The 23,003-nt window shown below is 64.7% G+C and carries 24 protein-coding genes; 10 read left to right on the top strand and 14 right to left on the bottom strand.

Annotation, left to right across the window (positions count from 1 at the left end; translation table 11 throughout):
* Nucleotides 1-4: 4 nt before the first annotated feature.
* Both IPF49_10450 and IPF49_10445 read right to left on the bottom strand, forming a co-directional pair.
* Nucleotides 5-1,756: an ATP-binding cassette domain-containing protein gene (locus IPF49_10450; protein ID MBK6288034.1), complete on the bottom strand. Its 1,752-nt coding sequence runs from the start codon at nucleotides 1,754-1,756 to the stop codon at nucleotides 5-7.
* Nucleotides 1,753-3,498, bottom strand: a complete 1,746-nt coding sequence (locus tag IPF49_10445; protein MBK6288033.1) for an ATP-binding cassette domain-containing protein — start codon at nucleotides 3,496-3,498, stop codon at nucleotides 1,753-1,755. Before IPF49_10445 ends, IPF49_10450 begins: the two co-directional genes overlap by 4 nt.
* Nucleotides 3,499-3,697: 199 nt before the next feature.
* On the opposite strand from IPF49_10445, the gene IPF49_10440 reads away from it, so the two are divergent.
* The 5 genes from IPF49_10440 (at nucleotide 3,698) to IPF49_10420 (ending at nucleotide 6,694) form a co-directional block, all read left to right on the top strand.
* Nucleotides 3,698-4,309: a sigma-70 family RNA polymerase sigma factor gene (locus tag IPF49_10440; GenBank protein MBK6288032.1), complete on the top strand. Its 612-nt coding sequence runs from the start codon at nucleotides 3,698-3,700 to the stop codon at nucleotides 4,307-4,309.
* A 9-nt stretch (nucleotides 4,310-4,318) separates the two neighbouring features.
* Nucleotides 4,319-4,699 carry a hypothetical protein gene (locus IPF49_10435; GenBank protein ID MBK6288031.1) on the top strand — a complete coding sequence of 127 codons (381 nt, stop codon included), beginning with the start codon at nucleotides 4,319-4,321 and terminating at the stop codon, nucleotides 4,697-4,699.
* Nucleotides 4,696-5,241, top strand: coding sequence for a periplasmic heavy metal sensor (locus tag IPF49_10430; protein MBK6288030.1), 546 nt, complete (start codon nucleotides 4,696-4,698; stop codon nucleotides 5,239-5,241). Before IPF49_10435 ends, IPF49_10430 begins: the two co-directional genes overlap by 4 nt.
* A gap of 65 nt (nucleotides 5,242-5,306) precedes the next feature.
* Nucleotides 5,307-5,555, top strand: a complete 249-nt coding sequence (locus IPF49_10425) for a hypothetical protein (GenBank protein ID MBK6288029.1) — start codon at nucleotides 5,307-5,309, stop codon at nucleotides 5,553-5,555.
* Complete coding sequence (locus tag IPF49_10420) at nucleotides 5,552-6,694, top strand: acyl-CoA dehydrogenase family protein (GenBank protein MBK6288028.1); 1,143 nt, start codon at nucleotides 5,552-5,554, stop codon at nucleotides 6,692-6,694. Before IPF49_10425 ends, IPF49_10420 begins: the two co-directional genes overlap by 4 nt.
* A gap of 43 nt (nucleotides 6,695-6,737) precedes the next feature.
* On the opposite strand, the gene IPF49_10415 is transcribed toward IPF49_10420, so the two are convergent.
* Genes IPF49_10415 through IPF49_10405 form a run of 3 tightly spaced genes read right to left on the bottom strand, consistent with a single transcriptional unit; the run spans nucleotide 6,738 to nucleotide 8,295 of the window.
* Nucleotides 6,738-7,226 carry a hypothetical protein gene (locus IPF49_10415; GenBank protein MBK6288027.1) on the bottom strand — a complete coding sequence of 163 codons (489 nt, stop codon included), beginning with the start codon at nucleotides 7,224-7,226 and terminating at the stop codon, nucleotides 6,738-6,740.
* Nucleotides 7,227-7,229: 3 nt separating this feature from the next.
* On the bottom strand, nucleotides 7,230-7,862 hold the full coding sequence (locus IPF49_10410; GenBank protein ID MBK6288026.1) for a glutathione S-transferase family protein: 633 nt from the start codon (nucleotides 7,860-7,862) through the stop codon (nucleotides 7,230-7,232).
* A 22-nt stretch (nucleotides 7,863-7,884) separates the two neighbouring features.
* Nucleotides 7,885-8,295 (bottom strand): hypothetical protein, encoded by a 411-nt coding sequence (locus tag IPF49_10405; GenBank protein MBK6288025.1) that lies wholly within the window; start codon nucleotides 8,293-8,295, stop codon nucleotides 7,885-7,887.
* Between the two features lie 143 nt (nucleotides 8,296-8,438).
* Here IPF49_10405 and IPF49_10400 point away from each other — a divergent pair, with 143 nt between their 5' ends.
* Nucleotides 8,439-9,494, top strand: coding sequence for a peptidoglycan-binding protein (locus IPF49_10400; protein ID MBK6288024.1), 1,056 nt, complete (start codon nucleotides 8,439-8,441; stop codon nucleotides 9,492-9,494).
* Here the strand turns inward: IPF49_10400 and IPF49_10395 are convergent.
* The 7 genes from IPF49_10395 to IPF49_10365 all read right to left on the bottom strand — a co-directional run bounded on the left by IPF49_10395 (nucleotide 9,481) and on the right by IPF49_10365 (nucleotide 17,075).
* On the bottom strand, nucleotides 9,481-10,788 hold the full coding sequence (locus tag IPF49_10395; GenBank protein ID MBK6288023.1) for an MFS transporter: 1,308 nt from the start codon (nucleotides 10,786-10,788) through the stop codon (nucleotides 9,481-9,483). The genes IPF49_10400 and IPF49_10395 overlap by 14 nt on opposite strands.
* On the bottom strand, nucleotides 10,782-11,963 hold the full coding sequence (locus tag IPF49_10390; GenBank protein ID MBK6288022.1) for an acetyl-CoA C-acyltransferase: 1,182 nt from the start codon (nucleotides 11,961-11,963) through the stop codon (nucleotides 10,782-10,784). Before IPF49_10390 ends, IPF49_10395 begins: the two co-directional genes overlap by 7 nt.
* 62 nt (nucleotides 11,964-12,025) lie before the next feature.
* A complete protein-coding gene (locus IPF49_10385; GenBank protein MBK6288021.1) occupies nucleotides 12,026-12,943 on the bottom strand; it encodes an SDR family NAD(P)-dependent oxidoreductase in 918 nt (305 codons plus the stop codon).
* Between the two features lie 27 nt (nucleotides 12,944-12,970).
* Nucleotides 12,971-13,438 (bottom strand): MaoC family dehydratase, encoded by a 468-nt coding sequence (locus tag IPF49_10380; protein MBK6288020.1) that lies wholly within the window; start codon nucleotides 13,436-13,438, stop codon nucleotides 12,971-12,973.
* A gap of 29 nt (nucleotides 13,439-13,467) precedes the next feature.
* Nucleotides 13,468-14,682: an acyl-CoA dehydrogenase family protein gene (locus tag IPF49_10375; GenBank protein ID MBK6288019.1), complete on the bottom strand. Its 1,215-nt coding sequence runs from the start codon at nucleotides 14,680-14,682 to the stop codon at nucleotides 13,468-13,470.
* Nucleotides 14,683-14,735: 53 nt separating this feature from the next.
* The gene (locus IPF49_10370; protein MBK6288018.1) at nucleotides 14,736-15,866 is read right to left on the bottom strand and encodes an acyl-CoA dehydrogenase family protein; all 1,131 of its coding nucleotides are present in this window, start codon (nucleotides 15,864-15,866) and stop codon (nucleotides 14,736-14,738) included.
* A 9-nt stretch (nucleotides 15,867-15,875) separates the two neighbouring features.
* A complete protein-coding gene (locus tag IPF49_10365; GenBank protein MBK6288017.1) occupies nucleotides 15,876-17,075 on the bottom strand; it encodes an acyl-CoA dehydrogenase family protein in 1,200 nt (399 codons plus the stop codon).
* A gap of 89 nt (nucleotides 17,076-17,164) precedes the next feature.
* On the opposite strand from IPF49_10365, the gene IPF49_10360 reads away from it, so the two are divergent.
* The 3 genes from IPF49_10360 (at nucleotide 17,165) to IPF49_10350 (ending at nucleotide 21,145) form a co-directional block, all read left to right on the top strand.
* On the top strand, nucleotides 17,165-18,061 hold the full coding sequence (locus tag IPF49_10360; GenBank protein ID MBK6288016.1) for an acyl-CoA thioesterase II: 897 nt from the start codon (nucleotides 17,165-17,167) through the stop codon (nucleotides 18,059-18,061).
* A 122-nt stretch (nucleotides 18,062-18,183) separates the two neighbouring features.
* Nucleotides 18,184-19,749, top strand: coding sequence for an acetolactate synthase large subunit (locus IPF49_10355; protein ID MBK6288015.1), 1,566 nt, complete (start codon nucleotides 18,184-18,186; stop codon nucleotides 19,747-19,749).
* Nucleotides 19,750-19,762: 13 nt separating this feature from the next.
* Nucleotides 19,763-21,145 (top strand): FAD-binding oxidoreductase, encoded by a 1,383-nt coding sequence (locus IPF49_10350; GenBank protein MBK6288014.1) that lies wholly within the window; start codon nucleotides 19,763-19,765, stop codon nucleotides 21,143-21,145.
* Nucleotides 21,146-21,169: 24 nt separating this feature from the next.
* Here the strand turns inward: IPF49_10350 and IPF49_10345 are convergent, their stop codons facing one another.
* On the bottom strand, nucleotides 21,170-21,367 hold the full coding sequence (locus tag IPF49_10345; protein ID MBK6288013.1) for a hypothetical protein: 198 nt from the start codon (nucleotides 21,365-21,367) through the stop codon (nucleotides 21,170-21,172).
* A 142-nt stretch (nucleotides 21,368-21,509) separates the two neighbouring features.
* Between IPF49_10345 and IPF49_10340 the strand changes: the two genes are divergently transcribed.
* The gene (locus IPF49_10340) at nucleotides 21,510-22,265 is read left to right on the top strand and encodes a sulfite exporter TauE/SafE family protein (GenBank protein MBK6288012.1); all 756 of its coding nucleotides are present in this window, start codon (nucleotides 21,510-21,512) and stop codon (nucleotides 22,263-22,265) included.
* An 11-nt stretch (nucleotides 22,266-22,276) separates the two neighbouring features.
* Here IPF49_10340 and IPF49_10335 read toward each other — a convergent pair whose 3' ends face one another.
* Nucleotides 22,277-22,924 (bottom strand): thiol:disulfide interchange protein DsbA/DsbL, encoded by a 648-nt coding sequence (locus IPF49_10335; GenBank protein ID MBK6288011.1) that lies wholly within the window; start codon nucleotides 22,922-22,924, stop codon nucleotides 22,277-22,279.
* Nucleotides 22,925-23,003: the final 79 nt, after the last annotated feature.

Below are 23,003 nucleotides of genomic sequence, written 5' to 3'. Positions count from 1 at the left end.
GCCCTCAGATCAGCGGCAAGGCGCCTGCCGAATCCATGCGCTGCAGCTCCCACAGACGACGATAGAGCCCGCCACGCGCGATGAGCTGCGCGTGGCTGCCGCGCTCCTGCACCCGTCCGGCGCCCAGCACCAGGATTTCGTCCACCTCGCGCAGGGTCGAGAGCCGGTGCGCGATGATAACCATCGAGACCTCGCCCTTGAGGCGGTGCAGCGCATCCTGCAACAGCGACTCGGTGCCGCTGTCGATGCTCGCGGTGGCCTCGTCGAGCACCAGTATCGCCGGGTTGCGCACCAGGGCACGGGCCAGGATCACCTGCTGGCGCTGGCCGGCCGACAGCGCCGCGCCGCGCTCTCCGACCTGGGTGGCGAGCCCCTGATCGAGGCTCTGCAGAAATGCGCCGAGACCCACGCGCTGCGCCGCCAGCATGATCTGCTCCGCGCCGGCGCCAAATCCGAAGTCGATATTCTCCGCCAGGGTGCCGGCGAGCAGGAACGGGTCCTGCGGCACGTAGCCGACGAGGCGGCTGAAACTCGCGTCATCGATCGCGGCCAGCGGCACCCCGCCGAGCGTGATCGTGCCGGAACCCGGCTGGTGAAAGCGCAGCAGCAAGCCCGCGATGGTGCTCTTGCCGCTGCCGGTCGCGCCAACCAGCGCCAGCAGGCGCCCGGGACCGATCTCGAAGGAGATGTCCTGGAGCACCGGCTTGCCGGCGCCGTAGGAGAAGCTCAGCGCGCGGACGCCGAGATGCGTGTCACGCGGTAGCGGACCGCTCAAGAGCGGCGCGCGGGCATCGTCACGATCCACCAGCTCGAACACCCGCACCGCCGAGACCATCGCGTTCTGGAACAGGCTGAGGCGGTGGGTGATATCGATCACCGGCTCGGCAAAACGGCCGAGGTAGTTCACGAACACGTAGACCAGCCCGATGCCGATACCTCCGGCCAGCGCCTCGGCACCCAGCCACCACACCAGCGTGGCCATGCAGCACATCATCAGCAGGTCGACCAGCGGGCGCAGCAGCATCGCGTCGAGACGCAGCGAAGCCATGCGTGCCCGATAGTGGGTTTCGCACATCCCCCTGAAACGCAGCCCGAATCGCTCCAGCTGGCGGCTCAGTTGCACCGCCTTGAGGCCACCGATCGACTCGGACAGGAACGCATTGATCTGGGCCAGCGCCGCGCGCACCGCGCGAAAACGTGGCCCGCTGGCGCGCTGGTAGACCCACATCACCGCCAACGCCGCGGGCAGGAACGCCAGGCAGGGGATCGCAAGACGCCAGTCCAGCCACAGCATCGCCACCGCCATGCCGAGCACGCGCGCGCTGTTGGCCACCACGACGCCGAGCACGTTGACATAGAAGTCCTTGACCGCCTCGGTATCGTTGGTCAGCCGCGAGACCACCGTTCCGACCGGCGTGCGGTCGAACCACGCGACCGGCAGACGCAACGCGGTCCCAAACGCCGCGACCCGCAGCGCACCGACCGCGGCGAGCGCGATATGCGCCAGCGCCACGCCCTGTGCGTAGCCCGCCGCCGCGCTGAGCAGTTGCAGGAACACATAGGCCGCGCCGAGTGCCGCCACCGTCGCCAGCGGATAGACCCCGGTCTGCACGTGCTCGTCGATGAACACCTTGATCAGCAACGGTCCGCCGACCTCGGCCGCCGCCGCCACCAGCACCAGCGCGGTGGCGATTGCGAACGCGCGCCGGTCGCGGGTTGCCAGGGCCAGCAAACGCCACAAGGCACTGCGTTTCACGAGCTCTGCTCCACCGCGGCGCTGAGCTGCTGGTAGCGCCAGGTCTGGGCATACCACCCGTCTCGGGCCAGCAGCATGGCATGGGTACCACGCTCGCTGATCGCGCCGTCGCGCAGCACCAGTATTTCCGCCGCGCCCTGCACCGCCGAGAGGCGGTGACTGACGATGACCCGGCTGAGATGACGCGTACGCTGCTCGAGCGCGCCGAGGATATGGTGCTCGGTTTCGGCATCGACCGCCGACAAGGCATCGTCGAGCAGCAGGATGCGTGACTCGCCGAGCAGCGCCCGCGCCAGACACAGGCGCTGGCGCTGGCCACCGGACAGCGTGACACCGCGCTCGCCGACCTCGGTCCGCAGCCCCTCTGGGAGCGCCTCGAGATCGCGCTCGAAACCCGCTACCCGCACCACCTCGCGGATCGCCTCCTCGCTGGCCCCGGGGCTGGCGAGTGCGAGGTTTTCGCCGAGCGTTGCCGAGAACAGCACCGATTCCTGCATCACCCAGCAAACCGCCGCGCGCAGCGCATCGAGCCGGTACTCCGCCACCGGATGCTCACCCAGGCGCACCGCGACACCCTCGGCTTCATGGAAGCGGGCGATCAGCGCCAGCAGGGTCGACTTCCCGGAACCCGTTGGCCCGACGATACCGAGGGTCTGGCCGGGGGCGACGCTGAAACGCATTTCGCGCAGCGCCGGCTGGCTGCGCCCGGGATAGCAAAACGTGCTGATCGCAACAGTGAGCCGGTGGTCCTCGACGGTATCGATCCGGCCCCGATCCTCCACCGCCGAGGGCGTATTCAGGAAGGCCTGGATCCGCCCCCAGGCCGCCTTGCCACGCTGCACCAGGTTCGCCATCCAGCCGAACGCGAACATCGGCCACACCAGTTGCCCGAGATAGAGCGTGAAGCTGGTCAGCTCGCCTACCGTGAGCTGCCCGGCGCTGATCAGCCAGGCGCCACCACCCACGCTGATCATGAACGACGCCCCCACTGTGAGGTAGATGATCGGGTCATAGCGCGAATCGATCCGCGCCACCCGCAAACTCGCCGCGTTGGCCTCGTCGGAGGCACGCCCGAGCAGTGCCGCGGCGTGTGCCTCGGCACCGAGCCCGCGCACCGCGCGCAAGCCCGCGACGCTCTCCTGGGTCACCGTGTTGAGGGTGCTGAAGGCCGCCTGGGCCGCGTCGAAACGCCGGTGCAGCGCGTCCCCGAGACGCCACATCGCCCAGCTCATCAGCGGCCACGGCGCGAGCGCCATCAGGGTGAGCCACCCGCTCAGCGCGAACACCATGACCGCGAGCACCAGCAGGCCGGTCAGCAGGCCGTCAAATATCGATAACACCGCCTCGCCGGCGGTCATTTCCACCGCCTGCACATCGTTGGTGGCGCGCGCCATCAGATCGCCGGTGGGGAAATTGCCCATCGCCGCCGGTGACAATTGCAGCAGGTGGGCATAGATCTGCTGGCGCAGCTGCAGGCTGAGCGAATAGGAAGCGCCGTAGAGAATCTGCCGCCACAGGAAGCGCAGCACGTAGATGCCGAGTGCACAGGCCACGATGGCGCCCGCATGCAGCAGCAGCGCACGCCGGTCCAGGGTGCCGGCATCGATGCCATCGACCACGCGGCCAACGATCGCGGGCGGCAGCAGGCCGAGCAGCGCCACCCCGACCAGCAACAGCGCCGCGATGCAATAGCTTCGCCAGTGCGCGCGGAAGAACCCGCGAAGCGCCCAGAAAATATCCATGGTTGCCGAATGTCCGTCAGCTCCGGGAACACCCCGGGCCCTGTCCCGTTCAGAGCCCGGAACGATAACCGATCGGGCTCCCGGGCGCGCCGGAAATATTGCCCGCGAAGGAAATCCCCCGCGGCGCGCGTCAAACCCGTACCGCCGCACGCAGACGGCGCCGGCCTGGCGATGGCTCGCAACGAGGACATTTGCGAAGATGGTGCAAAGCGTACTTTCGGTCGACTTGCCGCGTGCCGCGGACGGCGCGAGCGCTCATGGAGTCGAAACATTGGAGCAGTGCAGCGACGCAGAACTGGTGGCGGCAGTGGGGCGGCGCGAGCAGCACGCGCTCGAGGAGCTGGTTCGCCGCCACGGGGGCTGGGCGGCGCGCTTCGCCCAGCGCCTGTGCGGTGAGCCGCAGCTTGCCGAAGAAGTGGTGCAGAGCGCGTTTCTGAGGTTGTGGGAGCACCCCGGGCGCTGGGAGGGACGTGCAAGCTTCCCGACCTGGTTCTATCGGGTCGTGCACAACCTGTGTATCGACCAGCTGCGCCGCACGCGCACGAATGTCGACCCGCTCGAGGAAAGTCTCGCCGACCCTGCCCCCACGCCGCCCGAGCTGCTCGAGCGGCGCCAGCGTGGCCTCGGAGTGCAGCAGGCGCTGGCGCAATTGCCGCAACGCCAGCGCTCCGCGATCGTGCTGAGCCATTACGAAGAGCGCAGCCAGGCCGAGGCGGCCGCCATTCTCGACATCAGCGAAGGCGCGCTGGAATCCCTGCTGTCACGGGCGCGGGCAACGTTGCGCACCCTGCTTCGCGATCAACGTCACTAGGAGGCGCGGATGAACGACAAGCGATTTGCGGAACTGGCGGCGGCCTACGGGGCCGAGCGCCGACGCTGGCCGCAAGCGGAACGGGCCGTATATGACGCCTTTGCCGGTACCCCCGAAGGTCTCGCGCTGCTCGCCGATGCCGAGCGCCTCGATCGCCAGCTCGATGGCTGGACAACGACCGGCGACGACGCGGCCCGCGTGGCGCGCATCGTTGGCGCGGCCACCTCGCGCCACGCCCACCCGGTGCGGCTTGCGTGGCTGTCGACCGGTTTTGCGGCCTGCGCACTGCTCGGCTTCGTGCTCGGTTTCATGCAGGTTTCCGCGGACAGCGACGAAGCACAGTTATATGACCTGCTGCTCGGGAGCAGCACAATCGAGGAATTGTTATGAATATTATCGATACTCTTGCCAAGCCACGGGTGCTGGGCGTACTGCTGGCCGTGTCCGTTGCCCTCAACCTGTTGCTGATCGGTTCGGTGGCCGGGCGCTACAGTGCACGCTTGATGCACCCGCCCATGATGGGCGGCGGCTTCGAAGCAGGTTTGCGCTTTCTGCCCGAGGGACAGCGCAAGGAGCTGCGCCGCCAGTTTCATGAGCGCATGCCGGAGATGCGGCGCGAACAGCGCGCGCTCGGCAGCTTGCACAAGGAGCTGGCGCGCGAGTTGTCGCGCGCGGAACCCGATCGGGCCGCTATCGAGGCCAAACTGCGCGCGATCCGCGACCAGGTCATGAAGACCCAGGAAGCGTTGCAGGCCTCGTTCATCGATACGGTCCTGGCATTGCCACCCGAGCAGCGCAAGCCGCTGATCGACGAGATGCTCGCGCGGCGCGGCCCGATGATGCCGCCGCATCGCCCGCACCGGCGCGGCGGCGCGGCGGCGCCTGCAACTCCGCCACCACCCCCACAGCCGCCGCCCGCGCCAGACGAATGAGTACACTGCCGCCGTGGCCGATTACAATGCCGCTCCCGATCCCCTGAGGCCTGTCTGCCGCCCGCATGCCGGAAGAAGCCCGCAATCATTGTCTGCGTCCGCGCCACCCGGGACGCCTTGGGCTGCGAGACGGCCGGGGTTTCATCGAATCCCTGATGGTGCTCTGGCTGCGCCGATCGAGTTGGCTGATCGCACGCGAGGTGCTGCCCGACCGCATGCTGTTCGTCTACCCTCCGGGTGACTACACGAACGAGTATCCGCGCATGTTTCCCTGCGATCACTACTTCACCATTCACCCGAGGCAACATCGATGATTCCACGCACACTGTTCAGTGACGACCACGAGATTTTTCGTGCCAGCGTACGCAAGCTGCTGGAGAACGAATGCGCACCGCATCACGAGCGCTGGGAAGAGCAGGGGCATGTGGATCGCGACATCTGGCTGCGGGCAGGCGAACAGGGCTTGCTGTGCCCGACCGTGCCCGAGAAATTCGGCGGCGCGGGCACCGATTTCCTCTACAACGTCGTGATCGACGAGGAAATCGCGCGGCTCGGTCTGTCCGGCATTGGCTGGGGCCTGCACAGCGATATCGTCGCGCCGTACATCGTCAATTACGGCAGCCCGCAGCTCAAGGAAAAGTACCTGCCAAAAATGATCAGCGGCGAGATGATCAGCGCCATCGCGATGACCGAACCCGGCGCCGGCTCCGATCTGCAGGGCGTGAAGACCAGCGCGGTGCGCGACGGCGATCATTACGTGATCAACGGTTCGAAGACGTTCATCACCAACGGCTATCTCTCGGACCTGGTGATCGTGGTCGCGAAAACCGATCCCGCGGGTGGAGCCAGGGGCACCAGCTTGATCCTGGTGGAAGCCAACACCCCGGGTTTCAGCAAGGGGCGGCTGCTGAAGAAAGTCGGCATGAAGGCCCAGGACACCTCCGAGCTGTTCTTCGAGGACGTGCGCATTCCCTGCAGCAACCTGCTCGGCGAGGAAGGCATGGGCTTCTTCTACCTGATGCAGGAGCTGCCGCAGGAGCGCCTGTCGGTAGCCGTTGGCGCGGCAAGCGCGTGCGAAGCGGTTCTGGCCCAGACGGTGGCTTATGTAAAGGAACGCAATGCCTTCGGCAAACCGGTCGCAGCGTTCCAGAACACCCAGTTCAAGCTCGCCGAAGTCGACTCCGAAACCACCGCGATGCGGGTCTTCGTCGACCGCTGCATCGAGCTGCATCTGCAGGGCAAGCTCGATGTGCCGACCGCGGCCAAGTCCAAGCTGCTGTCCACCGAGCTGCAATGCCGGGTGATGGACGAATGCGTGCAGTTGCATGGCGGCTACGGATTCATGTGGGAATACCCGGTGGCACGCGCCTGGGCCGACGCTCGCGTGCAGCGCATCTACGCCGGCACCAACGAGGTAATGAAAGTGATCATTTCGCGGGCCTTGCTCGGTTGACGCCGGATAGCGGAGCAGCAACCGCCTTGCACGGAACCCGTGCTCAGGAGAGCAGCTTGCCGGATTCGCTGCCTTGCCCGGAGTGGAGCTGCAGGATCTCGAGTCGATCCACACCGTGCGCCAGGAATTCCTCGCCATAAAGTCTGCGATAGGGATCTTCCCGGCGTTCGCGCTCGTCGAACTCGAGCTTCTGGAGCGCGGGCTCGCCTATCTGGCGGATCAGGTCACGTTCGACCAGCCGCTCGGCGAGTTGATCCCAGAACGCATCGTTCTCGAATTCCGTGATGAAATCCTGCGCCGGGCTGCTCTCGCCGAAATCGCGGCTCGATACGAAGCGCTTGGCGAGGGCGTCGTAGTCGACCAGGTCCTCGAAGCCGAAAGACTCCGCCATCGCCAGCACCTTCTGCTCGAGTTCGCGATAGGGGCGGGTCTCGGCGGGCTCCTCCGCCTTGTAGGCATGCAACACCCAGTCGGCGATTTCGAGCACTTCCAGCAGCGAGCGAAATTCCTTGCGGCTCAGTACCAGGTTCATGCCTCAGGCGGCCTGAACGCAGGCGCGCTGCGCGATGGCGGCGTGCCAGCGCTTCAGGTTGGCGCAATCCGCGGGAATGCTCTTTCTTATCCAGCCGGAAAATCCACAGCTCACGAACGCGTCGATATCGGCCATCGAGAAGGCATCTCCCACCATGTACTCGCGACCGGCGAGATGCGCGTCCAGGGTATGAAAGAATAGGTCGAGACGCTGCAGCCCGCGCTCGACCAGCGCCGGGATCTGCGCGCAATCCGTCGGCCCCGGCAAGGCCCGGTTGGCGAACGCGGGGTTACCATTGCGAAACGCTTCCGCGATCGCCATCAGCCCTTCCATGAAGATCCGGTGGCACCACTCGCGCACCAGCGCCTTCTCCAGTGGATCACGCCCAAGCAGCGGTTTGGCCGGATGCAGCGCCTCCAGATAATCGCAGATGGCGTTGACCTGGCCGAGTACCGGGCCCTCGTCAGTAAGCAGTGCCGGCACCGTGCACAACGGGTTGATGCTGCGAAACGGTTCCTGCAACTGCTCACGCTCCATCAGGTTGACCTGCTCGGTGGGGATCTCGATGCCCTTCTCGCGCATGAAGATATGCAATCGTTGCGGGTTCGGCGCCGGCGGGTAGGTATAGAGTTTCATCGGTTTGCTCCTGTGGAAGATTTCAGCACGCGGCGCGGCAATCGGCCATCTCGTCACGGCACATTGCCAGTGCCCTGCGCTCGCTGTCACTGCATTGCAGATATTCGGCGCTTGTATTCTGCAGATAGGCGCCGCTGCACAACGCGTAACGGTCGCGAAAGCGCTGCTGGCAACGCTCGCCGGCGTACGGGCTGGCGCAATGTCCCGCTCCGAAGTAGCCGCAGAACCCCAGCGAATCCTCGCGCCGCTGGGTGAATGGATCGACGCCCCCGGTGGCCGCGCGCCGCGCGCAATCCTTGCTCGACTGGCGCACGCTGAGGCTGCAATCGGCCTCGGCCTGTTCGCAGTAGGAAAGGCAGGCGGCATCGGGCGCGGCATGCACAGCCCCACATACCAGTATCGAGATCAAAAACCGTGTGGTGATCCTGAGCATGAGTTGCGCTCCATTGGGGACCCGATGCAATCTGGCAGCGCCACGGCCGAGCGTCAAGTGGGGCGTGCACTTGCGTTGACCCACGCTTGCTCCCTGATGCAGACTTCGGTCCTGCAAACCCTGCAGCTACAGAGGTATATGCCATGAGCCGCTCAAATCCGTATCTACGCCATTGCGTGCTTCTGGCGAGCACCCTGCTCCTCAGTGCCGGCGTGGCGTGTGCCGGGGTGACCGACATGAAGCAGGGGCAGGGAGGCACTGCGATCCAGGGCTCCGCGGGCACCACCGGCTCGCAGGGAGATACCGGCCTTGCGCACTGCCCGCAACCGATGGGGGCGATGGCCGTGGTCGAGCCACAGGATTATGTGATGGCCGCGCTTTCCAGCTACAACCTGCAATCCCCGGTCAGCCTGATCCGCATGATGATCCAGCAATCGAACTGCTTCATTGTGGTCGAACGCGGGCAGGGCATGCAGAACATGATGCAGGAGCGCGCGCTGGCCGACTCGGGACAGTTGCGCAACAGCTCCAATATCGGTGGTGGCCAGATGGTTGCGGCCGATTTCGTGATGACTCCGACGGTGGTGTTCTCCGATAACAACGCCGGTGGTGTGGGCGGTGCACTGGGTGGCGCGATCGGCGGGCTGTTCGGTGGCCGCACCGGCAGCGTGATCGGTGGCATGGCCGGTGGCCTCAAGTTCAAGGAAGCGCAAACCAGCATGCTGGTCACCGACGCGCGCTCCGGGGTGCAGGTCGCGGCGGCCGAAGGCAGCGCCAAGAAGGCCGACCTCGCGCTCGGCGGCTTCATGTTCGGCAACGGCAATGCGGGCAGTCTCGGCGGCTACCAGAGTACCGCCGAGGGCAAGGTGATCGCGGCCAGCCTGGCCGACAACTACAACAATATCGTGCGGGTGGTGAGCGGCGATCCCAACCTGCAGCGTAATGTCGGCACTCTCGCCAGGGAAGCGGCGGCGGGCGGCTCGAATGCCGCCGGCGTGGGCGCCAACGAGGGCGATGTGATCTATCCGAAAATCAACAATGTGAAGCTGATGGCGCAACCCTCGGATACCGCGAAGGTAGTCGCAACACTCGCCAAGTCCGACGAGCTCGTGTACATGGGAGAGGAGCGCTCGGGCTACCTGAAGGTCGAGGGTGGCATGGGTGGCGGCTGGATCAAGAAAGCGCTCACGACGCGCTGATTCCTCCGGCACGGGCGAGATCGGTGCGCAGATGGTGCGCGCCGCCGAGATACATCAGCGTCCCGCCCAGCGAAGCCAGCGCCAGCGTGGCGATCAGCGCGTAACGCAGGGAATCGGCACCGACCGCGGGCATCAGCAGGTCACTGGTCAGACCGGTAAACAGCGGTCCCAGTCCCATGCCAATCAGGTTGAGCACAAAAAACATCAGCGCAGAAGTCAGCGCGCGCATGCGCGCGCCAACCAGCGAGTGCGCCACAGCGAGCGTCGGGCCGAGATACATGTAGCTCAGGAACAGCGGCAAGGCGTTCAGCGCCAGTGCGGCGTGCCCGCTGTCGACGAGAAAGGCTGCCAATGCAAATGGCACCACCACGATACCCGCGATCATCGGCACCCACAGATACCAGCGCCGGTCGCGCTGACCGAGATAGTCCGTCAGGTAACCACCGGCAAGCGCACCCAGCGCCCCGACACCGCCTGCCAGCAACGCCAGCCAGGTACCGACCTCCACGACGCTCATGCCGTGGGTCCGTATCAGATAGGACGGAAACCAGCTGCCCATCCCGTACATCCCGAACGACTGCATGGCGCAGGCGAGCGCCACATAGCGAAACGTGGGCTTGCTCCAAAGCAGCCGCACCGCCTGCCCGACGGTGGGTGGAACCTCCTCGCGGGCATGCGGATCCGAGCGCCCGCGCGCCGGTTCGGCAACCGTAAATCCGACCAGCAGGGCAAACAGCACTCCCGGCAACCCGACCAGCAGAAACACGCTGCGCCAGCCAAAAAACTCGTTCAGCCAGGCCCCGAGCAGGAAGCCACCGAGAATTCCGATGTTGACCCCGGTCGAAAATATCGACAATGCGGTGCTGCGCTGCCCCGGTGGATACATGTCGGAGATCATCGAGTGCGAGGGCGGACTGCCCCCCGACTCGCCGACTCCAACCCCCATGCGTGCCAGCAGCAATTGGGTGTAGTTCTGCGCCAGACCACAGACAGCGGTCATCACGCTCCACGCGACGATCGAAAACGCGATCACGTTGCGCCGCGAGCGCGACTCCGCGAGTCGCGCGATCGGTATGCCGCAGATCACATAGAAAACCGCAAACGCAAGACCGCTGAGGAGCCCGAGCTGGGTATCGGACAGGCCCAGCTCGAGCTTGATCGGCTCCTGCAGGATGACCAGCAACTGCCGGTCGATGAAATTGAGGGCGTAGACCGCGGTCAGCACGGCGAGTACATAGCCGCGGTAAGCGCGGCTATCGTAATCGCCGTATGGCACGCCGTGCCTGCTCAGCAGACCTCGAACAGTCCCGCGGCGCCCATGCCGCCGCCGACGCACATGGTGACCACGACGTATTTGACGCCACGCCGCTTGCCCTCGCGCAGGGCATGCCCGACCATGCGCGCGCCGCTCATGCCGTAGGGGTGACCGATCGATATCGCACCGCCGTTCACGTTGAGCTTTTCGTCCGGGATACCGAGCCGGTCACGGCAATAGATCACCTGCACCGCGAACGCCTCGTTGAGCTCCCACAGCCCGATATCGTCGATCTTCAGCCCGTGCTGCCTGAGCAATTTCGGTACCGCGAACACCGGACCGATACCCATTTCGTCAGGTTCGCAACCCGCCACCGCAATACCGCGGTAGATGCCCATCGGTGCCAGGCCGCGCTGCGCAGCCAGTTTGCCGTCCATCAGCACGCAGGCGGCGGCACCGTCGGACAGCTGACTGGCATTGCCAGCTGTAATGAAACCACTCTCGATGATCGGCTTGAGGCTGGCGAGACCCGCGGCGTTGGTGTCCGCGCGATTGCCCTCGTCGAGCGCCAGCGTCACGTCCTTGTAGCTCACTTCGCCGCTCTGCTTGTCCTTGACCGCGACGCTCGCGGTGACCGCAATGATCTCCTCGGCGAATTTCCCGGCCTGCTGCGCCGCGGCGGTGCGCTGCTGGCTTTGCAGGGAGTACTCGTCCTGGCGCTCGCGCGAGATACCGTAGCGTTTGGCAACCACTTCCGCCGTCTGCAGCATCGGCATATACACGTTGGCGTGCATCTCCTTGAGCCGCGGATCGACCCGCCGGAACGTATTCTGGTGTTCGTTCTGCACCAGGCTGATCTGCTCCAGGCCCGCACCCACCGTGACCCGCATGCCGTCATGCATAATCTGCTTGGCTGCCGTCGCAATCGCCATCAAGCCCGAGGAGCATTGACGATCCATCGTCATGCCGCTGACGCTGACCGGCAGTCCACCCGCCAGCGCCGCCATCCGCCCGATATTCAGGCTGGTGGTTCCCTGGGGCATCGCACACCCCATGATCACGTCATCGATCTCGGCAGGATCGACGCCGGCGCGCTCGACCGCCGCGCGGATCGCGTGGCCGCCCATGGTCGGGGCCTCGGTGTTGTTGAACAAACCACGATAGGCCTTGCCGATCGGGGTGCGCGCCGCGGATACGATTACTGCGTCTGTCATTTGCCTGGTTCTCCGTCAAAAAATAGAATTTTCACCAAACCCGCGAGCTGGTGCCTGTCCGGTCAGAGCTCGATGCCCAAGGCCTTGGCCGCCCTGCCAACAAACTTGAAGCTCTGCTGGAATCCGCCGGTGTATTCCTCCTGGCCCGCGCGCTGGTTGATCTGCTCGAGCGATGCGAGCACGTTCTCGGGCGTCTGGTCCGCCGCCATCAGATGCACACCCTGTGTCTCGTAGATATGAGCACTGGCATATCCACCCGCTCCGGCCGCGAGAATCAGCCGGTTCGGCGCTTGTTCCGCGCACAGCACCAGCAAACCGGCCGTCACGGCTTCGGGGGTCAGCAGGTCGAAGACCTTCTGGTCGAACAATCCCTCGGTCATGCGCGTGCCGGCCGCCGGCGCCAGCGCGTTGACGCGGATACCGTATTTCTCGCCCTCGAGCACCAGCGTATTCATGAAGCCGACCACGGCCATCTTTGCCGCGCCGTAATTGCTCTGCCCGAAGTTTCCATACAGGCCGCTCGACGACGTCGTCATCACGATACGGCCGTACTGCTGCGCGCGCATGATCTCCCACACCGCCTTGGTGCAGTGCACGGAGCCGAACAGATGCACGTCCATCACCGCGCGGAAATCATCGATCGCCATCTTGCTGAACGATTTGTCGCGCAGGATGCCGGCGTTGTTGACCAGGATATCGACCCGCCCCCATGCCTTCATGGCCTCATCGACCATTTCCTGCACCTGCGCATATACCGCGACATTGGCGCCATTGGCCATGGCTTCGCCGCCCGCCGCGCGAATCTCCTCCACCACCGCCTGTGCCGCCGTGACCGAGCCACCGGTGCCATCGCGGGCACCGCCGAGATCGTTCACCACGACTTTCGCACCACGCGCCGCAAGCGCGAGTGCGTGCGAGCGCCCCAGACCGGTACCGGCGCCGGTCACGATCGCCACCTTTGCGTCGAATCGAATGCTCATGCCGTCAAAATCTCCTTCAAGTTACGCTTAGCGGGGGCCGGTCATGACCATCGTAAGCCATTCGGCAACCAGTGCGGGTTTCGGCTCGTTCTCGATCTCCACGGTGATCTCCTGTTTTATCAGGTACTGACCGGGTGCCTTCTCCTGGAAATCGGCAAGTTTCACCCGTGCGCGTACCCGGCTGTCGACCTTGACCGGAGCGAGAAAGCGAATCCTGTCGAAGCCGTAGTTCAGCCCCATCACCGCGCCTTCCATCCCGACCGCAACGCTGCTCATGAAATGCGGCAGCAGCGACAGGGTCAGAAAGCCGTGCGCGATCGTGGTCCCGAACGGCGACTGTGCCGCGCGCTCGGGATCGACATGGATGAACTGGTGGTCCACCGTGGTATCGGCAAATGCGTTGATCCGCGCCTGGTCGATCGTGAACCACTCGGAGACTCCGAGTTCGCTGCCGATCAGGCCGTGCGCATTGTCCCTGGTCAGCGCTGCAGTCATGTATTGCTCCTTGTCTGGTCGCGGATAGTTCAGCGGTAGGCGCGCAGTTCCCGGCGCGCCACCACCATGCGATGCACGGCATCGGGTCCGTCGGCAAAGCGCAGGGTGCGCGCTGCCATGTACATTCCCGCAAGCGGTGTATCCTGGGAAATTCCCAGGCCACCGTGCATCTGTATCGCCTCGTCGATCACGTTGAGCGCGACCGTGGGCGCCACGGTCTTGATCATCGAGATCCAGTGCTGGGATTCCTGAATACCCTGGGTATCCATCAGGTAGGCAGTCTTCAGGCACAGCAATCGCGCCATTTCGATATCCATGCGCGCCTTGGCGATGATGTCGTAATTGGCGCCGAGCTTGACCAGCGGCTTGCCAAAGGCCGTGCGCGACAGGCCGCGCCGGCACATCAGTTCGAGCGCCCGTTCGGCCTGACCGATCGCGCGCATGCAATGGTGAATGCGTCCCGGCCCGAGGCGGCCCTGCGCGACCTCGAAACCACGGCCTTCGCCGGCGATGATGTTCGCGCGCGGCACCCGCACATTGTTGAAGCGCATATGCATATGTCCGTGCGGCGCGTCGTCGGTGGCGAACACCATCATCGGGCGCAGCACTTCGACGCCGGGAGTGTCCATCGGCACCAGGATCTGCGAATGCTGCGCGTGCCGCGCAGCCTGCGGGTTGCTCTTGACCATCACGATCTGGATCTTGCAGCGCGGATCGCCGGCACCGGAAATCCAGATCTTGTCACCATTGATCACCCACTCATCGCCTTCCAGCACCGCGCTGGCGCTGATATTGGTGGCATCCGAGGACGCGCTGTCGGGCTCCGTCATCACGTAGGCAGAACGGATCTCGCCGGCCAGCAGCGGCACCAGCCAGCGCTGCTTCTGCTCCGGCGTGCCGTAGCGCGCCAGCACTTCCATGTTCCCGGTATCGGGCGCGCTGCAGTTGAACACCTCCGGCGCCAGATGGGACTTGCCGGTTTCCTCGGCGATATAGGCATATTCGACCGTATTCAGGCCGTGACCATCCTCGTGACCGGTGAGAAAGAAGTTCCACAAACCGCGCTCGCGCGCCTTGCTCTTGAGGGTCTCGAGGATTTCGGTCTGCCGCGGCGTGAACGACCAGCGGTCGCCCTTGTCCACCTCGGCAAGAAACTCGTGCTCGAGCGGCAGGATCTCGTTGTCGATGAAGCGCTTTACCTCATCGAGTATCGGCCGCAGCCGGGCGCTGATTCCCAGGTCCATGCTTGATTCTCCTTTTGCAATTGAATCTGCCGGTGCGTATCGCGCACCGGATCTCAGTAACCGGCCAGTGTGGCGTAACGATCGGTGTGGAAATGCGCATCACCGAAAATCTGCCGCGCGCTGGCCGCGCGCTTCATGAACAGCCCGATGTCGAACTCGTCGGTCATGCCGATGCCGCCATGCATCTGCACCGCCTCGTTGACGGCCAGCGTGGCGGTTTCACAGGCCCTCGCCTTGGCGAGGCTTGCAAACGCCGCGAGCCGCGGATGCTGTTCGTCTATCGCCCGCAACGCGCGCATCACCGCCGAACGGCACAACTCGATCTCGCAGAACAGTATCGCGGCGCGGTGCTGCAGCGCCTGGAATTCGCCGATCAGCTTGCCGAACTGTCTGCGCTGCCTGAGGTAGTCGAGGGTTCGGGCAAATGCCTCCTCGGCAATACCCAGCAGTTCCGCCGCCAGGCAAATATGCCCGACATCGAGCGCCTGGGCGAGCGCCGTCGCGCCACCGCGCCATTCACCGAGCAGGGCCTCGCGCGGCACCTTCACGGCGCTGAATTCGATGCGGGCCGCATTGCGCGTATCGACCATGATGGTGCGCTCGATTTGCACCCCGACAGCATGCGCATCGACCAGCAGCAGCGAAACGCCGTCACCGGCGCCGGCACCACGCGCCGCGACCACCAGCGTGTCCGCAACATGACCGTCCAGCACCAGGCGCTTGGCGCCGTTCAGCACAAACCCGTCGCCCTGCGGTTCCGCCACGAGATCGATTGCCGCGGGATCGTGGCGGGCCGACTCATCGAGCGCCAGCGCGAGCAGTACCTTCCCGGCGGCAATTTGTGGCAGCAGCCGTTTTTTCTGCGCGTCCGATCCCGCCAGGCGCAGCAACGTGGCACCGAGTATCGCGGTGGAGAACAGCGGTGAGTTGGTCAGCGTGCGGCCTGCCTGCTCGCAGAGTATGCCGGCGCCGGCATGTGCGAAGCCCAGGCCGCCATACTCTTCGGGAACCAGGATCCCGGCCCAGCCCATCTCGACCATGCTGGCCCACAGTTCACGCGAGAAGCCGTCGGGATCACGCGTATCGCGCAGCTTGCGCAGCGCCGCTACCGGCGCCCGCTCGCCAAGGAAACTTCGCGCCGCATCCTGCAGCATCCTTTCGTCTTCGTTGTATACCAGCGACATGCGTGCTCCTTATCCCGGCAAACCGAGGATGCGCTTGGCGATGATATTGAGCTGCACCTCCGAGGTGCCGCCCTCGATGGAGTTGCCCTTGCTGCGCAGCCAGGTTCGTGCAACGAAGCCATTCCCGGCATGCTCGCTTTCCCAGTCGAGTGCGTCGCCGCCATGAATCGCCATCAGCACTTCCTGGCGCTGCTTGTTCAGTTCCGTGCCGTAATACTTGAGCATCGACGAGGCCGCACCGGTGCCGACACCGGCCTTTGCTTCATCGCGCAGGCGCTCTAGCGTCAGGGCAAAGGCCTCGGCGTCGAGCTCGAGCCGCGCGATGTCCCGACGCAAGCCCGCGTCGGCGAGCCTTCCCTCGCGCAAGCCCTGGAGGCGCGTTGCAATCTCCGGCACGGTCTCCTGTCCGGCACCGGCCACGCCAAATGCGCCACTGATCATTTCCCGTTCGTGGGTGAGCAGGTACTTGGCAATGTCCCAACCCTTGTTCAGCTCACCGACGAGCTGCTCCTTGGGTACCCGGACATTGTCAAAAAAGGTCTCGCAGAAAGGCGAGGCGCCGCTGATCAGCAAAATGGGCCGCGTGCTTACGCCCGGGGACCCCATGTCAAACAGCAGGAAGCTGATGCCCTGCTGTGGCTTTGCGGCCTGGGTGTCGGTGCGCACCAGGCAGAATATCCAATCGGCCTTGTCGGCATAGGAAGTCCACACCTTCTGCCCGTTGACCAGGTAATGGTCTCCCTTGTCTTCGGCGCGCGTCTGCAACCCGGCCAGGTCGGAACCGGCATTGGGCTCGCTGTATCCCTGACACCAGCGGATCTCGCCGCGCACGATCGGTGGCAAAAACCGCCTTTTCTGCTCCTCGGTGCCGTATTTCATCAGCGCAGGCCCGAGCATCGAGATGCCAAAGCTCTCGAGTGGCGACCAGGCCTGGATGCGCGCCATCTCTTCGCGCAGGACCCTGGCCTCGGCCCGACCGAGACCACCGCCGGCGTATTCGCGTGGCCATTCCGGTGCAGTCCAGCCGCGCTCGCCCATGCGCTGCAGCCACAGTCGCTGGTCTTCGCTGGTGAATTTCCATTTGCGTCCACCCCAGCAACTGTCGGCATCCGACAGCATGTCGCCAACGCCGGTCTTGCGCAGCGATTGCGGACAATTCTGTTCGAGCCACGCGCGCGTGTCGCGCCTGAAATCGTCGAGTGCCGTCATGCTGTGACGTCCTCTTGTTGGACGGGAATCCGGAAAGGGCGCAACGTTATCACCAAATTGTCGGGTGATACCATAATCCAGCGCATAAAATGGCCCGCCACCAACACCGGGAAAGGAAACACGCAGTGAGCGATGATCTGGACGCATTGCTGGATGTACTTGCCGTCGAGCACCTCGATACCTATCGGTTTCGCGGCACCACGCCGGCCGGACGCGAGAAACGTGTCTACGGCGGGCAAGTGCTGGCGCAGGCGATGCACTCGGCCTCGTGCACCGTGGAAGGCAGTCGCCGGGTGCATTCGCTGCACGCCTATTTTCTGCGCCCCGGAGACCCGGCGCGACCGATACTCTACGAGGTCGATCCGATCCGTGACGGGCGACGCTTCAGCACCCGCCGGGTGATTGCGCTGCAGGCGGGGCGCGCCATTTTCAGCACCTCGATCTCCTACAAGTTGCCGGAAAAAGGGCTGCAGCACCAGGACCCGATGCCGGATGTACCGGGACCCGATCAACTCGAGAGCGATTTCGATTTCTATACCCGCCTCGCTGCTGTTCACCCGGAGCGATTCAAGGCGCCGCGGCGCCACGCGATCGATTACCGCATCGTGGAGCGCGAAGACCCGGCCAGCCCGCGCCATGTCGCGGCACGAATGGGCGTCTGGATGCGCGCCAACGGCGCACTCGCGGAGAATCCCGCCACCCACACCGAGCTGCTCGCCTACATGTCCGACAATTACCTGCTGTCGACCGCGCTGCTGCCGCATGCCTTGTGCTACGACAGCCCCGAAATCCAGACCGCGAGCATCGACCATGGCCTGTGGTTCTACGGCGATTTCCGGGCCGACGAATGGCTCTACTATCACCTGGCCAGTCCGTGCGCGGCGGGAGGAAGGGGTTTCAATATCGGCTCGATCTACACCCGGGACGGACGGCTGGTCGCCACCGCGGTGCAGGAAGGCCTGATGCATCTCCATGCCGAGGACTGAGGTGGTAACGACGGACGCAGGCCCGGAGCGGCCGGTTGCACGCGGGGTGTTGCTATGATAAACCGCCGCATCTGCCACCATCCAGCAGCTAAAGATCGGCCTGTCGGCCAGGGAGTGAATCCATGAATGGAGCCGAAGCACTGTTGCGCACCCTGATCGATTCGGGGGTCGAAGTCTGCTTTGCCAATCCCGGCACATCGGAAATGCACTTCGTGGCGGCACTCGATCGGGTTGCGGGAATGCGCTGCGTGCTCGGGCTGTTCGAAGGAGTGGTCACCGGAGCCGCCGACGGCTATTCACGCATCGCAGGCAAGCCGGCGGCCACGCTGCTGCATCTGGGCCCCGGGCTTGGCAACGGGCTTGCCAATCTGCACAACGCCAAGAAGGGCAAGGCGGCGATCGTGAATATCGTCGGCGATCACGCGACCTATCATCTGCAGTACGACACACCGCTCACATCCGACGTGGTGGCGGTGGCAAAGCCGATGTCGCACTGGGTTCACTCCTCCTCATCCAGCGAGCACCTGCCAGCGGATGCGGCACAGGCCGTTGCCGCCGCCTTGAGCGCACCGGGGCAGATCGCCACCCTGATCCTGCCGGCGGATGTTTCCTGGGGCGACAGCGCGCCCGGGCCGGCCGCGGCCCCGACACCGGCAAAACCGCGCCAGGCGCACGCCGATGCGATTGCGCGTGCAGCCGAGGCGCTCGATTGCGGGGAGCCGGCGATGATCCTGCTCGGCGGGCACATCAGCGATACGGAACTGGAGGTCGCCGCCCGCATTGCGGCCAGTTGCGGCGCACGACTCGCGGTCGAAACCTTTGCCAGTCGCGTTCCGTGGGGAGGCGGGCGCCCGAGTTACGAAAAGATCCCCTACCTCGCCGAGTTTGCCATCGACCATCTGAAGACCGTGCGCCGCATGGTGCTGGTCGGCGTGAATGCTCCGGCCTCGTTCTTCGCCTATCCTGGCGTACCCAGTCGGCTCAATCACGACGATTGCGAAATCGTCACGCTGGCGGAGGATTTTCATGATCGCCAGGATGCGCTGGAGCGGCTCGCGGACGCATTGCATGCCGACGGCAGCAACGTGGCGCGCAATCCCGACCAGCCCGCGGCAGCGCCGGGCGGTGCACTCTCGACGGCTACGGTCGGTGATGTGATTTCGGCGCTGCTGCCGGAAGGCGCGATCATCGTCGACGAGGGCATCACCGGTGCGATGGAAGTATTTCCACGCTGCACCTCGGCCCGTTCGCACCAGTGGATCATGCAAACCGGCGGCTCTATCGGCTGGGGTCTGCCGGCGGCTGTCGGTGCCGCGATTGCCGCTCCCGATGCCAAGATCGTTTGCCTCGAGGGTGATGGCAGCGCCATGTACACGATCCAGGCACTGTGGACCATGGCACGGGAAAAGCTCGATGTGACCGTGCTGCTGTTTGCCAATCGCGATTACGCGATCCTGCAACTCGAATACCTGCGGGTCGGTGCAACCGCGATGGGCAGCAATGCGCGCGGCATGATGCATATCGGCAATCCCGATATCGATTTCGTGACGCTGGCGCAGTCGATGGGTGTGACGGCAACACGCGCCACCAACGCCGATGAACTGTTCGCGCAGTTCGGCGACGCGATGACGCAACCCGGACCACGTCTGATAGAAGTGATGATGCCCGCGATGAATCTCGGATTTTGAGGAGTCCCGGCCCATGGCAGAACTGATCGATCAACTGCACGAGCTGTTGGGTGCCGGTGGCGTATTGCGCGGAGACGAAGCCCGCAGCCGCAGCGGCGCGTGGGGGGTGAATCATTGCGCTGCGCTGGTGGTGCTGCGCCCGCGCTCGACAGGGGAAATATCCGCGATCCTGCGCTTGTGCCACGCCGCCGGCCAGCCGGTTGTAACCGAGGGCGGCAAGACCGGCCTGGTCAGCGGAGCACTGGCGGGTCCGGGAGAGATCGCGTTGTCGCTGGAGCGCATGAACCGCATCGAGCAGCTCGATGCGCGTAGCCGCACCATGACGGTGCAGGCTGGCGCGACCTTGCAGGCAGTGCACGAGGCGGCCGAAGCGCAGTCGCTGGTGATGCCGCTCGATCTCGGCGCCCGCGGCAGCGCCACCATCGGCGGCAACATCGCGACCAACGCCGGCGGCAACCAGGTAATCCGTTACGGCATGATGCGCGAGCAGGTGCTCGGGCTCGAAGCCGTGCTCGCCGACGGCACCGTGGTTTCCTCGATGAACGCGGTGCTGAAAAACAATACCGGCTACGACCTCAAGCATTTGTTCATTGGCAGCGAAGGTACTCTCGGGATCATCACCCGCGCGGTACTGCGGTTGCGACCACTGATGCCGGCGCGCAATTCGGCGCTGGTAGCGACCGATTCGCTGGAAAAACTGATCGAGCTGCTGACCTTCATCGAACGGGAACTGGGCGGGCGGATGAGCGCCTTCGAGGCGATGTGGAACAGCTATTACCGCATTGCCTGCAAAGGCCCTCACCTCGGCGAGCCTCCGCTGCCCGACGAATATCCTTTCTATGTGCTGATCGAATCGGCCGGTGCGGACCTGGAGGCCGAAGGCGAGCAATTCCTGGCAACCCTTGGGCGGGCCCTGGAAAACGGGCTGCTGACGGACGCGGTGCTGGCCCAGAACAGCAAGGAGCGCGAGGCATTCTGGGCCATACGGGACAATATCGAGTCCGTCGTGACGCTGTGGCCGCTGGCGATATTCGATATCAGCCTGCCGATCGCGGCGATGGAAAGCTACCTCGAGCGTTGCGCGGCGGCGCTGCGGGAGTTGCTCGGAGAACTGCGCTGGGTCACCTTCGGCCACCTCGGTGACGGCAATCTGCATCTGGCGATCGCGCTCGGCAGCGATGATCCGGCGCTCAAGCAGGCGGTGGAGAAACTCGTTTACAGCGAACTCTCCGGTATCGGTGGCTCGATTTCGGCCGAACACGGTATCGGCCTCGATAAGCGCGCCTGGCTCGGGTGCAGTCGCTCGCCGCAGGAGATTGCGCTGATGAAAACCCTGAAACGAGCTCTGGATCCGGGCAATATTCTCAACCCCGGCAAGATCTTTCTCGCGAGCTGAGCATCAGGAATCCGCGGCCTGCGCTCAGGTGCCGGGAAGGCTGGCAGGCTGGCTGACACCTTCGCGCGGTGCTGCCGAATCGCGTTGTTTGCGTCGGGAGCGGTTGCGCCGCTCCGGCGCCGGCTCGCGCTCCTCGCGGTCGCGACGCCGGTCACTCTTGCGTTCGTCCAGCGCGTCTTCGATACGGCGCACGATTTCTTCGTTGAGCTTGGGTTTTCGCATTGCTACGACAAATCCACTGCAGGATTTGCGGACCTGCTGTTCCGGTGCCCGGAAGCCGTGGTTTCCGCGACACAATTTCGAGTAGCTCAAGCATAGACCCGGGTCTGCATTTTATCGAATAAGCTCGAGGGATTGCTGCGTCATGGACCTCCCGATTACCCCCGCGCTCGACCACCTCGGTATTGTCGTGCTGGTGGTGCTGAGCTTCGTCAGTTCGATCCTGACCGCCGCGCTTGGCGCCGGGGGCGGCTTGCTGATGCTGTCCGTGATGGCGACCACAATGCCCGCGGCAGCCGTGATCCCGGTGCACGGCATCGTGCAGCTCGGCTCCAATGGCGGACGCGCACTGCTGGCACGCGAGCATGTAGTGTGCCGCGTGACCGCGGTGCTGCTGGCGGGCGGGATCGTTGGTGCGCTGCTCGGTTCGCTGCTGCTGTTCCGCTTGCCGATGGACTGGCTACAACTCAGTATCGCGGTCTTCGTGCTGTACATGGTGTGGTCGCCAACGCCGCGCATCGGCAACACTTCGACCACGGGCATGGCCCTATTCGGCGCCTTCTCGAGCTTTCTCGGCCTTTTTGTCGGAGCTACCGGACCGCTGGTGGGCGCTTACATCCAGCGGCTCGGCCTGAACCGTCACCAGTTCGTGGCCAGCGCGGCGGCGTGCATGACCGGGCTCAACCTGCTCAAGCTGGCGGTATTCGGTGCCACGGGTTTTGAATGGCGTGGCTGGCTGCTGCTCGCATTGCTGATGATCGCGAGCGGTATCGGCGGAACCTGGGTCGGGCTCCGCTTGCTGGGCCATCTGCCCGAACGCGTGTTCAGGCAGGCTCTGAGATGGATGCTGAGCCTGCTCGCGCTACATCTCGCCTGGCGCGGCCTGCTCGCTCTGACGTGAAAGCCGCCGGCTCAGGGGCTGGACTTGGGACGTGCCGCCCGCTCCTGCGCAACCAGGAAATCAACGACTTTCAGCATCGCTTCGGGACTGCCGGCGGTCTTGGCTGAAATCCGGTACTTGCCGTTCACGACCAGTTCCGGCGTTCCGGTGATCCGGTAACTGCGTGCCCGTGCATCTGCCTGCTTGACGCTGTTCTCGACACCGAACGAACTGAATGCCTTGCGAAAATCCTGTTCCTTGACTCCCTGCTCGGCGAAGAACGCGGCAAGTTCATCTTCGGTATCGAGCTTCCTGCGGTCCACGTTCAGTGCGGCAAACAGCCGATCGTGCACCTTGTCGAGCACACCGAGCGCCTGGGCTGCATAGAACGCCTGGGCGTGAATCGCCATCGGCTTGTTCCAGATCGCCGGCGAGCGATGGAAGTCGACATCCGCAGGCAGTGTCTTCTGCCAATCCTTGATCAGCGGATCGAGATGGAAGCAATGGATGCATCCGTACCAGAACACCTCCACGACCTCGATGCGTGCCGGGTCGGCGGTGCGCACCGGCTCGGGAATACGCTCGTACTGCTTGCCTTCCACGAACGCCGGCGCAGTATCGGCAGCCAGCGTCGCCAACGGCAACAGCAACAGCAGACCCATTGCAAGAAATCGCTTCATACCCCTGGCTCCTCGAACAGTCCGGGCTTTCGACAACCGTGATTGGACCGGGTTTCCGATGCGGGTGCGCCGAGTGGCA

It is taken from the genome of Gammaproteobacteria bacterium, from assembly GCA_016705365.1.
Lineage (GTDB): Bacteria > Pseudomonadota > Gammaproteobacteria > Pseudomonadales > UBA5518 > UBA5518.
This window is presented reverse-complemented; position numbering and strand designations above follow the sequence as displayed.